The organism is Alistipes montrealensis (assembly GCF_018362775.1).
In the GTDB taxonomy this organism is placed as follows: Bacteria; Bacteroidota; Bacteroidia; order Bacteroidales; family Rikenellaceae; genus Alistipes; species Alistipes montrealensis.
Genome location: NZ_JAGYXY010000003.1, coordinates 433,530 through 449,145, shown reverse-complemented (window position 1 = coordinate 449,145; position 15,616 = coordinate 433,530). Strand labels below are relative to the sequence as shown.

Annotated in this window: 11 protein-coding genes; 9 read left to right on the top strand and 2 right to left on the bottom strand. The window is 59.3% G+C overall.

What is annotated here, in order from left to right; all coding sequences use genetic code 11:
* From KG007_RS08040 to KG007_RS08005, 8 genes are all read left to right on the top strand, one after another.
* Positions 1-528 carry a shikimate kinase gene (locus tag KG007_RS08040; RefSeq protein ID WP_213348047.1) on the top strand — a complete coding sequence of 176 codons (528 nt, stop codon included), beginning with the start codon at positions 1-3 and terminating at the stop codon, positions 526-528.
* Positions 521-1,321, top strand: a complete 801-nt coding sequence (murI, locus tag KG007_RS08035; protein ID WP_213348045.1) for a glutamate racemase — start codon at positions 521-523, stop codon at positions 1,319-1,321. Before KG007_RS08040 ends, murI begins: the two co-directional genes overlap by 8 nt.
* 225 nt (positions 1,322-1,546) lie before the next feature.
* Entirely contained in the window at positions 1,547-4,294 is a 2,748-nt protein-coding gene (locus KG007_RS08030; protein ID WP_213348043.1) for an FtsK/SpoIIIE family DNA translocase, read from the top strand.
* Between the two features lie 159 nt (positions 4,295-4,453).
* On the top strand, positions 4,454-5,020 hold the full coding sequence (locus KG007_RS08025) for a LolA family protein (protein WP_249413279.1): 567 nt from the start codon (positions 4,454-4,456) through the stop codon (positions 5,018-5,020).
* Positions 5,021-5,024: 4 nt separating this feature from the next.
* Entirely contained in the window at positions 5,025-5,939 is a 915-nt protein-coding gene (locus tag KG007_RS08020; protein WP_213348041.1) for a glycosyltransferase family 8 protein, read from the top strand.
* A gap of 46 nt (positions 5,940-5,985) precedes the next feature.
* Positions 5,986-6,939 carry a hypothetical protein gene (locus KG007_RS08015; protein ID WP_213348040.1) on the top strand — a complete coding sequence of 318 codons (954 nt, stop codon included), beginning with the start codon at positions 5,986-5,988 and terminating at the stop codon, positions 6,937-6,939.
* 402 nt (positions 6,940-7,341) lie between these two features.
* On the top strand, positions 7,342-9,891 hold the full coding sequence (gene gyrA, locus KG007_RS08010; RefSeq protein WP_195460817.1) for a DNA gyrase subunit A: 2,550 nt from the start codon (positions 7,342-7,344) through the stop codon (positions 9,889-9,891).
* A gap of 44 nt (positions 9,892-9,935) precedes the next feature.
* Positions 9,936-11,282 carry a tetratricopeptide repeat protein gene (locus tag KG007_RS08005; RefSeq protein ID WP_213348038.1) on the top strand — a complete coding sequence of 449 codons (1,347 nt, stop codon included), beginning with the start codon at positions 9,936-9,938 and terminating at the stop codon, positions 11,280-11,282.
* A gap of 335 nt (positions 11,283-11,617) precedes the next feature.
* On the opposite strand, the gene KG007_RS08000 is transcribed toward KG007_RS08005, so the two are convergent.
* Both KG007_RS08000 and KG007_RS07995 read right to left on the bottom strand, forming a co-directional pair.
* Positions 11,618-12,664, bottom strand: a complete 1,047-nt coding sequence (locus KG007_RS08000; RefSeq protein ID WP_213348036.1) for a sugar kinase — start codon at positions 12,662-12,664, stop codon at positions 11,618-11,620.
* Between the two features lie 206 nt (positions 12,665-12,870).
* Positions 12,871-13,992 (bottom strand): DUF4861 family protein, encoded by a 1,122-nt coding sequence (locus KG007_RS07995; protein WP_213348034.1) that lies wholly within the window; start codon positions 13,990-13,992, stop codon positions 12,871-12,873.
* Between the two features lie 204 nt (positions 13,993-14,196).
* Here KG007_RS07995 and uxaC point away from each other — a divergent pair, with 204 nt between their 5' ends.
* Positions 14,197-15,609: a glucuronate isomerase gene (gene uxaC / locus KG007_RS07990; protein ID WP_213348032.1), complete on the top strand. Its 1,413-nt coding sequence runs from the start codon at positions 14,197-14,199 to the stop codon at positions 15,607-15,609.
* Positions 15,610-15,616: the final 7 nt, after the last annotated feature.

Genomic DNA, 15,616 nt, shown 5'->3' with positions numbered 1-15,616 from the left:
ATGAAAACACTATTCCTGGTCGGTTATATGGGCTGCGGCAAGAGCACCCTGGGACGCAAGTTGGCACGGCGTCTGGGCGTCGATTTCGTCGATACCGATGCGCTGGTCGAGGAGCGCGAAGGCGCTTCCGTGGCCGATGTCTTCCGTTACGAAGGCGAAGAGCGCTTCCGGCAGGCCGAGCGCCGGGTCCTCGACGAGGTGATTGCCGGAAACCCCTTTGTTGTGGTCTCCACGGGCGGCGGACTGCCGACGTGGAGCGACAACATGGCGTGCATGAACGCCGTGGGCAATACGGTCTACCTGCGCCGCTCGCCGGAGCAGATCGCCTGCCGCCTGAGCCCCTACGGACGCCGCAAGCGCCCCCGCCTGCAAGGCCTCAGCGACGACGAACTGGTGGAATTCATGCGTAACGACATGGCGGTGCGCGATCCTTTTTATACGCAGGCTTCGCTGGTTGTCGACTGTGACCCGATGTCCGACGACGAACTGGTCGAATATATCGTCAAAACCTTTTCCGACCGTGACTGACAACCGACCCATAGGCGTTTACGATTCGGGACTGGGCGGGCTGACCGTCTGGCGCGAAATCCGGCGTGCGCTGCCCGGCGAATCGCTCGTTTACCTCGGCGACGGCGCCAACTGCCCCTACGGCTCGCGGCCCCGCGGGGAGGTGCAGGCGCTGGCCGATGCCGCCGTTGCGCGGCTCGTGGAGCTGGGCTGTAAAATGGTCGTCGTGGCCTGCAACACCGCTACGGCCGCCGCCATCGACTTTTTGCGCGAGAAATATGCCGGCCTGCCCATCGTGGGCATGGAACCGGCCGTGAAACCCGCGTGCCTCGCGACCCGCAGCGGGGTGGTGGGCGTGCTGGCTACCGAGCGGAGCCTCGACGGCGACCTGTTCCGCCGCACGGCCGCCAAATACGGCAGCGGCATCGAGGTCCTGACCTATCCGGGCGTCGGTTTCGTCGAACTGGTCGAGGCCGACCGCGAAGATACTCCCGAGGCCGAGGCCTGTGTCCGGGCCGCCGTGGAGCCGATGCTGGCGCGTGGCGCCGACCAGATCGTGCTGGGCTGCACGCACTATCCCTTCCTGATACACGTCCTCGAACGCATCCTCGCCGGCCGCGGCGTTGCTATTGTCGATCCGTCGCCCGCCGTCGCCCGCCGGGTCGGGGACCTCCTCGACCGGTACGGCCTGCATGCTTCGGCGGACAACCGTCCCGTTTTCACGTTCCATACTTTTGCCGGCGAGAACTACCGCCTCCACCTCGAGCAGAAGGCTGCAAAATCCTTCTCTGCAGGAAGAACCGCCCCACGATAAAATAGTGGAGATTCATAGCAGTTCGGGGTTTGTGATTGTCGGCTCTCCCTCGTCGGTTTCGGAGCGGGAGCCGCTTTTTTTCTGTGTGCAAAGGTAATTCAATCCGGTTTATCCGAAGGTCTCTTTTGGGTCAAAATCGTGGTCAGCCGCCAAGAAAGTTCACAATGTCCCCGAAATTGTCGGAAAAAATTAGTACCTTCGCTCGACAATATCGACATTCGGGAAATGGCATCTAAAAATACATCCTCCAACGGACGGCAGGCCGTTCAGCGTTCCAACAGCGACAGTGCGCGCTGGATCGCCGGGCTGTTGCTGTTGTTCATCGGCTTGTTCGCCGCCGCCGCGGTGTTCTTCTCGTTTTTCAGTTGGACGGCCGACCAGAGCGGCCTGAAACTTTCGCCCGACGAGCGGGCGACGCTCGGCGTCGAGCCGGAAAACCTCTGCGGCTGGGCCGGGGCCCGGCTGGGGCGTCTGCTGGTCGACTATTCGTTCGGCCTGTTCGGCATCCTGATCCCCGTGATGATCGTGCTGATCGGCGTAAGGATTATCCGCCAGCGGCCGCTGCTGTTCAACCATTCGATCCTTTCGTTGTTCCTGATCATGATCCTGGGGTCGCTGACGCTGGGGTCCGCCTTCGCCGACCGCTGGAGCCTCTGCTGCTCGACGGGGTGGGGCGGTGCTTTCGGCATCGAGACCTCGGCTCTGCTGCGGACGCATATCGGGGCTTTCGGAACGATCATCCTGCTGCTCGGCGGATGGATACTTACGGGCGTTTTCATCAACCGCAACTTTATCAACAAAGTCAACGAGGCGGGGAACGTGATGGTCGACAAGAGTGGGAAGGTCGTCGAGATTCTCAAACATAAAGTCGTGCCGCATATCCGTACGGCGGGGGATGAAGAGGCCGGGGAACCTGCACCCGAACCGGCCCCGAAACCGGCTTCGAAGCCCGTCGTGCAGCAGCCCGCAGCCCCGAAGGCCGCAGAGCCTGCGGCGCAGAAAGCCGCCGACCCCGTCGCGTCGAAAACCGCCCCGATCCATGTGGAGCGCCCTTCGGAGCCCGTCGCGCCGAAGAAATCCGTCGATGACGACAATCCCTTCCTGGAACTGACGCCCGGCGGGGAGCCCCTTGCCGGTGAGGATGCCGTTGCCGAAGAGACGGCGGCTCCTGTCGAAGACGGGGAATTTACCGAAGTGGATCTTTCGCGTCCCGAGGGACGTGTAGTGATCGGCCGCAGCGGACTGATCGAACTGGACCGCCCTGTGGTACGCGATATTGCGCCTGCGGCGCCTGCTCCGGAGGAACCTGCCGGCGGGGAGGCCGAACCGGCCGATCCCGATGCGCCCTTCACTGAGATCATCGTCGCCGACGATGCGCCCGAAGCCGAAGGGGTCGTGGTGACGGTCGAGGCCAACGAAGCGAAGCTGGTCGACGAAGCCGCCATCCCCATGGAGAGTTACGACCCGCTGAAAGACCTCGTGAACTACCGCAAGCCGCCCGTGACGCTTTTGGAGGATTATGTTTCCGATTCGGAGGTCTCGGACGAGGAGATTTTCGAGAACAAGACCAAGATCGAGGATACGCTCAAGAACTTCGGCATTCCGATCCAGCGCATCAAGGCCACGGTAGGCCCTACGGTGACGCTCTACGAGATCGTGCAGGCGCAGGGAGTCAAGATTTCGAAGATCCAGGGCCTCGAAAACGATATTGCCCAGAGCCTCAAGGCGCTGGGTATCCGCATTATCGCCCCGATCCCGGGCAAGGGGACCATCGGTATCGAAGTCCCCAACCGCGACAAGCAGGTCGTGTCGATGTATTCGGCCGTGCGCTCGCTGCGTTTCCAGGAGTCGAAGGCCGAACTGCCGGTGGTGATCGGCCGCACGATCCAGAATGAGAACTACGTTTTCGACCTGGCGAAGATGCCGCACTTGCTGGTTGCCGGCGCTACGGGACAGGGTAAGTCCGTGGGTCTGAACGCCATCATCACCTCGCTGCTCTACCGCAAGCACCCCGCGCAGTTGAAGTTCGTGATGATCGACCCCAAGATGGTCGAGTTCTCGCTCTATGCCAAGATCGAACGTCACTTCCTGGCCAAAATGGAATCGGAGGACGACGCCATCATCACCGACCCCAAGAAGGCGGTCTATACGCTCAACTCGCTCTGCACGGAGATGGACAACCGTCTGGAACTGTGTAAGAAGGCCGGGGCGCGCAACATTGCCGAATACAACGAGAAATTCACTTCGCGGCGGCTGAACCCGATGAACGGTCACCGCTATCTGCCTTATATTGTGGTGGTGGTCGACGAATTCGCCGACCTGATCATGACGGCCCGTGAAGTCGAAGGCCCTGTCATGCGCCTTGCACAGAAGGCCCGCGCCATCGGCATCCACCTCATTATCGCCACACAGCGTCCCGACGTGAAGGTCATTACGGGCGGTATCAAGGCCAACTTCCCGGCCCGAATCGCCTTCCGCGTGATGCAGATGATCGACTCGCGTACGATCATCGACCAGCCGGGAGCCAACCAGCTCATCGGCCGCGGCGACATGCTCTTTTCGAAGGACGGCGACCTGACGCGTATCCAGTGTGCGCTGGTCGAGACCCGGGAGGTCGAGCAGATTTGCGAATACATCTCCAAACAGCAGGGTTACACGGCGGCTTACCCGCTGCCGGACTATACGCCCGATGGCGGCGACGGCGGACAAATGGGCAGCGAGGAGTCCTCGGCGCCCGTGAAATACGATTCGCTCTTTGCCGAGATCGCCCGCGACGCAGTCTCGGGAGGCCAGATTTCGACCTCGATGATCCAGCGCAACTACGAGGTGGGCTTCAACCGCGCGGGCCGCATCATGATGCAGCTCGAACGCGCCGGCATCGTAGGCCGCCAGCAGGGGGCCAAGCCGCGCGACATCCTCTACCACGACATGCCTTCGCTGGAAGCGAAATTGCAGGAACTGGGATTGTTTTGAATCGCAGGATTCAAAACAATCTCGATTAAGAATTAAAAATTGAGAATTAAAAATTGAGAATTAAAAATGGCGCGACATACTGGCTTTCGACAGCATATTGGGAAAAGAAAATTTTTCATTTTTCATTTTTCATTTTTCATTGCCGCCTTGTTTTGCGGCATGCCGCAAAGCAGGGCGGCAGAGTCTCGCGCCACGGAGATACTCGAACGCCTCGCGGCGGGTTTCCGGGCCATGAACGGCTATGGCGTGAATTTCGAGGTCTCCTCGGGTGACTATGAGGCCCGCGGCAGCTATGTCGTCGAAGGGGAGGGTTATTACCTCGCACTGGGCGACGCCGAGGTGTTCGCCGACGGCGGGGTTCGCTACGAGATCGACAACCGCCGCCGTGAAGTGACTGTTACGGAGGTCGACACCACGAGCCGCAATATCCTGAACAATCCGGTCCGGGCCTTCGATTTCCTGGGCAGCGAATACGTGCCGTCGCTCGTCTCCGAGGCCGGAGGCCGTGCCGTAGTGCGGCTGACGCCTGCTGCCGGGAACGACTCCCCGGCGGGCAACGTGACGCTGACGGTCTCGACCGACACGATGCGCCCCCTCTCGCTTTCGTACGACTACGACGGCGAGCAGGTGCTGGTAAAGGTCCTGGAGGTCGCGCCGCTCACGGGGCATGTCCGGCCCTTCGACAAGGCCGCTTATAAGGGTTACGAATTTATCGATTTCCGCTGAGAATATGGACATCGTTTGCGCCGCCGATACCAATTACGTAGAGCATTGCACCGTGATGCTGACCTCGCTGTTTCTGAAAAACCGCGGGGAGGACATTACGGTCCACCTTTTGTCGGACAGCATGTCCGATGCGGGCATCGCGTCGATCGGGGAGGCGGTCCGCTCCTTCGGCGGCCGTTTCCGGGTCTATCCGATCGATCCCGCCCTGCTGAAAAAATGCCCGATCAGGCCGACCGACCACCTCTCGCTGGCGACTTATAACCGCCTGCTGATGGCTGAAATCCTGCCGCAGGAGATCGACAAGGTGCTTTATCTCGATTGCGACATCGTGATCGAGGGCTCGCTCCGCGAACTGCTGGAAACGCCGCTGGACGGTTACGCACTCGCTGCCGTGGAGGAGATGGGGTGTTCCCGTCCGGATGTCTATGAACGGCTGGGCTACGATCCGCAGTATGGCTATTTCAATGCCGGGGTGCTGCTCGTCAACCTCGCCTACTGGCGCCGGATCGACTCTGTGAACCTGTTTTTCGATTACATTGCTGCGAATTACGACCGCATCGTCGCCCACGACCAGGATGTGCTCAATGCGTTGTTTCACGCCAAATGCCTGCATCTCGACTGCAAATGGAATGTCGAAGAGGCGTTTTACCATCGCTGCGTCCTGAAACGGCTCGGTTACGACCGGACGTTGCGCCGGACGCTGCTGCACCCCGTGGTGCTCCATTATACGTGGAAACCCAAGCCCTGGGACCCGGACTGCAAACATCCTTTCCGGATCGCCTATTACCGCTGTCTGGAACGCGTCCGCGGCGGCACGATGCTTCGCCTGCGCTATCTCCGGGCTTTTGCCGACCGGTGGTTCCTGCCGGCGGTGCTTGGCCTCGGCCTGCGGGGTAAATGGTTCTACCGCCTGAAATAATTTTCCGACGGCCCTGCCTGCCGGAAATTGAAAACCGGAATTAGTTATGAAGACGCTGAAACCATCGTTTTCCGCCGTCCGGGGCCGCTTCGGCCGGCTCTGTGCGGCGGCCTGCCTGTTATTTGCGGCATTTCCCGCACAGGCGCAGCAGACGCTGCCGCTGACCCGCCACCGGGGGCATCTTTATACCGAGGCGTTGTTGCAGGATTCGCTTCCGGTGCGGATCATGCTCGAATCGGGAATTTCCTTTCCGTTGATCGACAGTGCGCTCGTGTGGTCGCATCCCGACCTTTTCCATCCCGAAAAACTGGACCGTCCGGTGCGTTTCCGCATGGCGGCCGGTGTCCTCTATACCGCCTCCTATAAATTGGGGCCGGGCCTTTCCGCCGGTCTTTCGCGGAGCCTGCGCGACACCTATGTGGTCGATTTGGGGAAGCACAGCGCGGAGATGCTCTATCCGCTGAATCATTTCACCTCCGACAGTGTGTCCCGGCCCGGCATCTTCGGCCTCGACATGCGCGGCGGGAGCCTGCGGATGCTCGCCGGGGATGAGCTTCCCGCGCCCGGCGGAGAATGGACGGCCTATGACATGACGCGTGACGAGCGGACGGGTATGTATTGCGTGGCCGGTTCGCTGACGCTCGTCAACGCCCGCGGCCGTCGCACCGAGGCCCCGGTGCGGCTGGTCGTGGACCTGGGCAACGCCACGCTGCTGGCCCTGTTCGCCTATCGGCCCGAAGTGAAGCGGTTCGTCGCCCGGTCGCGTATTGCGAAGCAGGATGCCGTAACCCCCGCAGGCAAGAGGATGCGGGTGCTGCAACCCGCCGAAACCGTTTTCATGGGCGCTTACGGCTTTACCGGCCTGCCGGTCTTGTTGCTCGAAACCCCGATGCGGCTTCCCGGCGACGCTTTCCTCGGGCTGCCTTTCTTCGAGCGGTTCCGCGTGATTTTCGACTTCAGGCATTCGCGGCTCTGGGTTGCCGCCTCCGATGCCGGATGAAGTTCGGAAAGTCCGGCTGCGGCCGGACTTTCCCGTCTCCGCAGCCCTGTGTTTGCCCGTCAGTCTGCCGGACGATTTTTTTAAAGGCGTCAGATCGCCGGAAAAGGGGCAAAAACGGGGTGCGTCGCCGAAAATATCGTGCGCATGACGCAGATTTATCGCCGTAGAGTTGCTCAGATCGAAAATAAATCGTATTTTTGTTCGTTAAAAGACCTGCAGAACGAGAGGTCGGGAAGCACTCCGGAGGATTCCGGCAGGTAATCCCGGCTGCGTGCGACGAGTCATTCCCGGGGAAGGGCTCGGACTGGGGTCGGATTTGCAAATGCGGCGGAATGCCGCGGCAAAAGCGGTCGGCAGCATTGGCCGCTGTGAAGAAAACAAACGAGCTTTAATAAGGAAATAATGTTAACTGAAGAAGAAAAGAATGCCGGTTTGACGGGACGTATCATCCCCATCAATATCGAAGAGCAGATGAAGTCGGCGTACATCGATTACTCGATGTCGGTCATCGTGTCGCGAGCACTGCCTGACGTGCGCGACGGTATGAAACCCGTGCACCGCCGCATCCTCTACGATATGAGCGCGGAGCTCAACCTCTACTCCGACAAACCCACCCGTAAGTCCGCCCGTATCGTCGGTGACGTGCTCGGTAAGTTCCACCCCCACGGCGACTCGTCGGTCTACGACGCGATGGTCCGCCTGGCGCAGGACTGGTCGATGCGTTATCCGCTGGTCGACGGCCAGGGTAACTTCGGTTCGATGGACGGCGACTCGCCGGCTGCCATGCGTTACACCGAAGCCCGCATGAAGAAAATCACGGACGAAGTAATGGCCGACATTGACAAGGAAACGGTCGACTGGACGCTCAACTTCGACGATACGATCCCCGAACCTACGGTCCTGCCTACGAAAATTCCGCTGCTGATCGTCAACGGCGCCAGCGGTATCGCCGTGGGTATGGCTACGAACATGGCTCCGCACAACCTCTCGGAGGTGGTGGACGCCTGCTGCGCCTACATCGACAACCCGGAGATCACGGGCGAGGAGCTGCTGCATTTCGTCAAAGGTCCCGACTTCCCCACGGGCGGTATCATCTACGGCTACGAGGGTGTGAAGGAGGCGATGCTGACGGGCCGCGGCCGTGTGATGATGCGCGCCAAGACCGACATCGAGCTTACGCCGACCGGCCGCGAGTGCATCGTCATCACGGAGATTCCCTACATGATCAACAAGGCCGAGATGATCAAGAAGATCGCCGACATGATCAACGACAAGAAGATCGAAGGCATCTCCTATATCAACGACGAGTCGGACCGCAACGGCCTGCGAATCATCATCATCCTCAAGCACGACGCCGTTGCGAGCGTGGTGCTGAACACCTTGTTCAAGAATACGCCGCTGCAAACGTCGTTCGCCGTGAACAACATCGCGCTGGTCAACGGCCGGCCGCAGATGCTGCCGATGCGCGATTTGATCAAATACTTCATCGAGCACCGCCACGACGTTGTCGTGCGCCGCACGCGCTTCGACAAGCGCAAGGCCGAGGAGCGCCTGCACATCGTGCTGGGTCTGCTGATCGCGCAGGACAACATCGACGAGATCGTGCGCATCATCCGCGCTTCGCAGACGCCCGACGCCGCCAAGCAGACGATGATCGAGCGTTTCGACCTGTCGGATATCCAGGCTTCGGCCATCATCGAAATGCGCCTGCGCGCCCTGACGGGCCTCGAAAGAGGCAAGCTGATCGCCGAGCGCGACGAACTGGAGAAGCTGATCGCCCACCTCACGGAGGTGCTGGCCAACGTCGGCATGCAGATGCAGATCATCAAGGACGAGTTGCTGGAGATGAAGGAGAAATACGGCGACGAACGCCGCTCCGAAATCGTCTACGCTTCGGAGGAGTTCAACCCCGAGGATTTCTACGCCGACGACGATATGGTGATCACCATTTCGCACATGGGCTACATCAAGCGCACGCCGCTGGCCGAATACCGTACGCAGAACCGCGGCGGCGTGGGGGCCAAGGGCAGCGCTACGCGCGACGAGGACTTCATCGAGCACATCTACGTGGCCTCGATGCACAATACGATGCTTTTCTTCACGGAGAAGGGCCGCTGCTTCTGGCTCAAGGTCTACGAGATTCCCGAGGGAGCGCGCTCGTCGAAGGGCCGCGCCATCCAAAACGTCATCCAGATCGAGCCGGACGACAAGGTCCGCGCCTACATCAACGTCAAGAGTCTGGCCGATGCTGAGTATGTGAACAACAACTACATCATCATGTGTACCAAGGACGGTACGATCAAGAAGACCAAGCTGGAGGCTTACTCGCGTCCGCGTCAGAACGGTGTCAACGCCATCGTCATCCGCGAGGGCGACCAGTTGATCGAGGCCAAGCTCACCAGCGGCAACGCCGAGGTGATGATCGCCGCCAAGGACGGCAAGGCCATCCGCTTTAACGAGTCGACGGTGCGCCCGATCGGACGTGTCGGCGCCGGTGTTCGCGGTATCTCGATCGAGGAGTCGGACGAGGTGGTCGGCATGATCTGTGTGGAACCCGATTCGAAACAGGATGTACTGGTATTGAGCGAGAACGGCTACGGCAAGCGTACCGATCTGGACGAATACCGTATTACCAACCGTGGCGGAAAGGGTGTGAAGACCATCAACATTACGGAGAAAACAGGCAAACTCATATCGATCCAGGCCGTTACCGACGAAAACGACCTGATGATCATCAACCGTTCGGGACTCACCATACGCATCGCTGTCAGCCAGATCCGCCTCGCGGGCCGCGCTACGCAGGGCGTGCGTATCATCAACCTCCGCGAGGGCGACGCCATTGCTTCGGTGATGGCCGTGCCGGCAGCCGGGGAAGAGGAAGAAGTGCAGTCCGCGGAGGGCGCTGAAACGGGAACCGAAACCCCCACGACGACCCTGCCCGCGGAAGAGTAGAAAAGATTTGTAGAACATTAAAAACTTTAAAATTTCAGTTTACTATGAAGAAAACGATTTTGACGGCTCTCGCGGCGCTGCTCGTGGCAGTTCCCGCCGTGCAGGCCCAGAAAGTGAACAAGGAAGCCCTTCTCGCCAAGATCGAAAAGAGCGATGCCGACATCGCCAACGAAAAGAAAGCGACGAAGGCCGCAACGTGGCTCGCCCGCGGCAAGGCTTTTTATGAAGTGGCCGTGGAGCCGACGAAGAGCATCTTCGTCAACATGGAGCCTTCGATGCTGAAGCTCGCTGTCGGTGAAGCCAAGTCGACGGACAAGGCGACGCTCAACGGCACGGAGTACGACGCCTGGGTTTATCCCTATTTCACGGCTTACATCAAGGACAACAAGGTTGTGACGTGGAAGCAGACCAAGTGGGTGATGAAAGACGCTCCCAAGAAGGCCATCGAGGCTTATAACAAGGCTTACGAACTCGATCCCAAGACGGCTGACAAGGTCAAGGAGGGGCTGAAACAGATCAGCGATTTCTGCTCGCAGGTCGGCAACGTCGGTATCGACTCGGGCAACTATGTCGAGGCTGCCGACGCTTATGTGACGGCTTTCGAAGCGCAGTCCAGCCCGGCTTACGAGAAGGCCGATCCCGCGCTGCTTTACTATGCCGGCTACCTGCTGACCGTCGACGGAGCGAACAATCCCAAATCGTTTGTCCGTGGCGGCGAGTACCTGACCAAGGCCATCGACCTGGGTTACGCCGACGAGGAAGGTAATATCTACTACTACCTCTTCCACTGCCTCTACGGCCAGAAGGAGGCCGACAAGGCCAATATCATGAAGGCGAAGGACGTACTGCTGACCGGTATCGAGAAGTTCCCGAAGAACGAGCGTATCCTCGACGGCCTGATGCAGCTCTACACCTCGGAGCAGGGCATCGGCGACCCCGCCGACCTTATCGCGCTGATCGACAAGGCTATCCAGGACAACCCGTCGAACGTCGACCTGTGGTTCGGCCGCGGCCGTATCTTCTACGCGCTGAAGGACTACGACCAGAGCATCGATTCGTTCAAGAAGGTTGTCGAGCTGAAACCCGATCTGTTCGAGGGTAACTATTACCTCGGAGTTTTCTACACGATCAAGGGCGACGGACTCAACAAGGAGATGAACGAGAAGCAGTATAGCAGCCAGTCGGTGTACGATGCCGACCTGAAAGGCGTTAACGACGTTTATATGGCCGCTATCCCCTGGTTCGAGAAGGCCCACCAGATCAAGCCCGACGATGTCGACACGCTGGAGTTCCTCAAGTCCATTTGCTTCCGTCTGCGCGACGAACCCGGTATCATGGACAAGTACAACACCTACAATGCACTTTACAAGCAGGTGAAGGGTATCGAATAATCCGCATGAGAAGCGGGATTCAGGGTGACCGATTTTCCCGCTTTTGAACGGAGTCGCGCTGCCGAACGTTCGGCAGTGAATTGAAAAAGCCAGGCTGGAAAGCCTGGCTTTTTTGTGTTTAAACGGACGGGGCGGGATCGGGTTCGGGGAAGAGGCCGACTGCGCTTTCTCCTTTGACCTCCGCTTTCTGAGCCGGCCGGGAGCAGGAGCGGCTTTTTAGCAGGAGAACTTTGCCTGCGCTTTCTAAATCCTGTCTTTTAAGCGACCGGGCGCAGAACCGGATTGTTAGCGGAATAACCTTGCCTGCGCCTCCTGAGTCCCGCCTCTTAGGCGGGTTAGCGGGTGATGCGGCCCGAGACGGAGCCGCGGGCCAACTGCTCGACCTCCGAAGCCGAGAACTGGTTGTAGTCGCCCGGTACGGTGTTTTTCAGCGCACAGGCCGCAGTCCCGAAGTCCAGTGCAAACTGCATGTCGCCGGGATGTACGGCCATTCCGTAAATCAGTCCGCCCACGAACGCGTCGCCCACGCCGACACAGTCGACGACGGGGTCGATGTCGTAGACGCGCGTGGAGAGCAACTGCCCGCCTGTGTAAAGCGTTCCCGAGATCAGGTGATGGTTGGCGCTCAGGACGCTGCGCAGCCCGAAGACGATACCCCGGCAGCGGGGGAAACGCGCCGCAACTTCGGCCGAGGCGCGTTCGTAGCCAGCCGTGTCGAGTTGGTAGGCGGCGTCGCGGGCCGCGAACTGCGGTAACTGCATGCCGAGCACCTTTTCGTATTCGTCGTCCGTGCCGAAGAAAACGTCGCACTGCTCCATCAGCGGCGGCAGTACCTCCTGCGGCTCCTTGCCGTATTTCCAGAGGTTTTTGCGGTAGTTGATGTCGCACGAGACGGTGAGCCCTGCCGCACGAGCCGCTGCAATCGCCTCGGCGCATACGGCAGCCGTGTCGGCGCTCACCGCGGCCGAAATTCCCGACCAGTGGAACCAGGCCGCGTCGCGGAAAATCGCGGTCCAGTTGACCATTCCCGGCTGCAGGGTGTCGAAGGCCGAGTCGGCACGGTCGTAGACCACGTGCGACGAACGCATCGCAGCGGCTTCTTCCATATAGTAAAGCCCCAGCCGCTTTCCGCCGCGCAGGATGCCGTCCGTGGCGACGCCGTAGCGGCGCAGGTCGTCGATACAGGCGTCGGCCACCCGGTTGTCCGGCAGGCGGGTGATGAATTCGCTGTCGAGGCCGAAGTTGGCCAGCGATACGGCGACGTTGGCTTCGCTTCCGCCGTAGCTGGCGCGGAAGAGGTTGGTTTGGTTGAAACGCAGGTAGTCGGGCGGTGTGAGCCGCATCATGATTTCCCCGAAAGTAACGATCTTTTGTTTGTTCATAATTTTTTTGTGGTAGGTCTTACAAAAGTACGAAAAAAGCCCGGTCGTTGGACCGGACTTTTCAGAAGAAATCGCGTTGTTTCGCAAAGCCTGCAAGGGTTTTCATCCCGCTTTCCGGTTTTTCCGGCCGCAACCGTCGCCAAAGGCGGCGGTTGTGAATCCCCGAAGGAGCTTTGAACTGCCTTGCAGCGTATGGATATGCTGTTTTACTTGCGGATCGTCACCTTGAGCGGAGCCACGACGGCGGCCTGTGCCTGCGTGATCTCTTCGGTCCATTCGTCCATGTCTTCCACACCGCCCTGGCTCCAGCCCGAACCGGCGTAGTAGGTCAGCACCTGACCGGGTTTCACGGCCTTGACGGCTACGGCGTGGCCCAGCGTGTCCGTGAGCATCTCGGCGCCGGGCAGGATTACACCCAGGAAGATGTCGCCGTCGCGTACGGGGTTCTTCGAGTCCGATACCGCTTCGCGCATGCCCATCCAGCCTTCGCCCGAGAGGATTTGCTTCACATCGTGGCGCACGAAGCCCGCGGCGATCGGCATTTCGGTAAATGTACCCTCATAGATGTTGTCCATGCGGTTGAAACGCTGGTTGGCGTCGAGCGAGATGATCTTGACCAGGCTCACGGGCGTTCCGTTCACGTCGAACGGGGCGTAGGTCAGCTTCACCGAGGTGCGGATCGGACCGTTGTCGAGCGTCTGCGCCGTGGCGTAGTTGTGGCCCATCATCCAGAATTTGCCGTTGACGAAGGGCAGCGAAGCGCCCGAACCGAGCGTCACGCCCACTTTGTAGCAATCCATGCCGTCGCCGTGGTTGTGGTGGTAGTTGCCCCGGGCGTACCATTCGTCGATCACCAGTTTCTCGGTGCTCTTCACCCATACGTCGATACCCGGGGTGATGAGCTTCTCGGGCGAGGTTTCGAGCGCCGGACCGTAGAGGCGGTAGGCTACCTTGTTGTTTTCCCAGGCGTAGTCGTCGTACCGTTCGGGAACCGTACGGCCGAATGCCTCGGCAGGGTAGTTCTCCCGTTTACCGGTCTTGAGGGCGAAACGCTTGCTCTCCATCGGGTCGGCGTCGGTCTGGAAGATCAGCGCTTGCGGCTCGGTTTCGCCGCGGAAGACGACCTGCGAGGGAATCTGCTCGTTGTCGTCGTTCAGGACGATGATGTTCTCCGGCGTCACGCCTTTGAGCGCGGCGACTTCGGACCAGGCGATTTCGACGGTTTCGTCGTCGCGTTCGGTCGGGGTCGTGTTGGCGACTTCGACCTTTAAAACGGGTGTGCAGGAGGCCATCAGGACGGCTGCAGCCCACATAATCGGGTTTTTCATAAAATTAGAATTGAAGTTTTTCCGTTGTTTGTAGGCAAATTTACAATTTTTCCGTATATTGGTCAACCAAAACGGCAAATATTCTATTTAATTCGGTAATTTTTCATATTCCGAGTGGTGGAAAGTTACTACTTTTACGTTGTGAAAAAGAGCATTTTGACGGTTCGTATCCGATGAATAGAAATTAAACCCGCGATATAATTTATGAAACAGTTCAACGACGACAACTTCCTGTTGCAGACCCCGACAGCCGAGCGCCTTTACCACGAGCACGCGGCCAAAATGCCGATTATCGACTACCATTGCCACCTGATTCCCGGCTATGTCGCCGAGAACCACCGCTTCGACAACCTGTCGAAAATCTGGCTCGAAGGCGACCACTACAAATGGCGCGCCATGCGTACCAACGGCGTCGATGAGAAATACTGCACCGGTAAGGATACTTCCGATTGGGAAAAATTCGAAAAGTGGGCCGAGACGGTTCCCTATACCATGCGCAACCCGCTCTACCACTGGACCCACCTGGAGCTGAAGACGGCTTTCGGCGTGACCGACTTGCTGAACCCGTCGACGGCCCGTGCGATTTACGACCATTGTACCGCCTTGTTGCAGCAGCCCGAGTACTATGCCCGCGGCCTGATGCAGCACTACAATGTCGAGGTGGTCTGCACGACGGACGATCCCGTGGATTCGCTCGAACACCATATCAAGGTTCGCGAAGACGGTTTTGCGACCAAAATGCTTCCCACGTGGCGTCCCGACAAGGCGATGGCCGTGGAGGTTCCGGCCGATTTCCGGGCTTATATGGAGAAACTTTCGGCGGTTTCGGGCGTTACGATTACGAAATTCGCCGATGTGATCGACGCGCTCCGCGTACGGCACAAATTCTTCGAATCCGTCGGCTGCCGCCTTTCGGACCATGGCATCGAGGAGTTCTACGCCGAGGATTATACACAGGCCGAGATCGACGCTATTTTTAATAAGGTATACGGCGGACATGCGCTCACGCACGGAGAGATTCTCAAGTTCAAGACCGCCATGATGGTCGAGTTCGCTACGATGGACCATGAGACGGGCTGGACCCAGCAGTTCCACTACGGCGCCATCCGCAACAACAATTCCCGCATGTTCGGCCGGCTGGGCGCCGATACGGGCTTCGACTCGATCGGCGACTTCACGGTGGGCAAAGCCATGTCGAAGTTCTTCGACATGCTCGACCGCAACGACCGCCTTACGAAGACTATTATTTACAACCTCAATCCCCGCGACAACGAACTCGTAGCCACGATGATCGGCAATTTCCAGGACGGCCGCTACGGCGCCGGGAAGATTCAGTTCGGCTCGGGCTGGTGGTTCCTCGACCAGAAGGACGGCATGGAGAAACAGATGAACGCCCTTTCGACGCTGGGCCTCTTGAGCCGCTTTGTCGGTATGCTGACCGACTCGCGTTCGTTCCTTTCGTACCCGCGGCACGAGTATTTCCGCCGCACGCTGTGCAACTTGGTGGGCAACGACATCGAGAACGGCCTGCTGCCCGCTTCCGAAATCGACTTCATCGGACGCGAAATCATCGAGGGTATCAGCTATCGCAATGCCAAGGACTATTTCAATTTTTAAGCTATCA

Excerpts from the sequence above, each read along its gene's own strand:
- KG007_RS08030 (WP_213348043.1), top strand. The coding sequence starts at position 1,547 with ATGGCATCTAAAAATACATCCTCCAACGGACGGCAGGCCGTTCAGCGT.
- KG007_RS08025 (WP_249413279.1), top strand. The coding sequence starts at position 4,454 with ATGCCGCAAAGCAGGGCGGCAGAGTCTCGCGCCACGGAGATACTCGAA.
- KG007_RS08040 (WP_213348047.1), top strand. The coding sequence starts at position 1 with ATGAAAACACTATTCCTGGTCGGTTATATGGGCTGCGGCAAGAGCACC.
- KG007_RS08020 (WP_213348041.1), top strand. The coding sequence starts at position 5,025 with ATGGACATCGTTTGCGCCGCCGATACCAATTACGTAGAGCATTGCACC.
- KG007_RS08015 (WP_213348040.1), top strand. The coding sequence starts at position 5,986 with ATGAAGACGCTGAAACCATCGTTTTCCGCCGTCCGGGGCCGCTTCGGC.
- KG007_RS08005 (WP_213348038.1), top strand. The coding sequence starts at position 9,936 with ATGAAGAAAACGATTTTGACGGCTCTCGCGGCGCTGCTCGTGGCAGTT.
- KG007_RS08000 (WP_213348036.1), bottom strand. The coding sequence starts at position 12,664 with ATGAACAAACAAAAGATCGTTACTTTCGGGGAAATCATGATGCGGCTC.
- uxaC (WP_213348032.1), top strand. The coding sequence starts at position 14,197 with ATGAAACAGTTCAACGACGACAACTTCCTGTTGCAGACCCCGACAGCC.
- KG007_RS07995 (WP_213348034.1), bottom strand. The coding sequence starts at position 13,992 with ATGAAAAACCCGATTATGTGGGCTGCAGCCGTCCTGATGGCCTCCTGC.
- gyrA (WP_195460817.1), top strand. The coding sequence starts at position 7,342 with ATGTTAACTGAAGAAGAAAAGAATGCCGGTTTGACGGGACGTATCATC.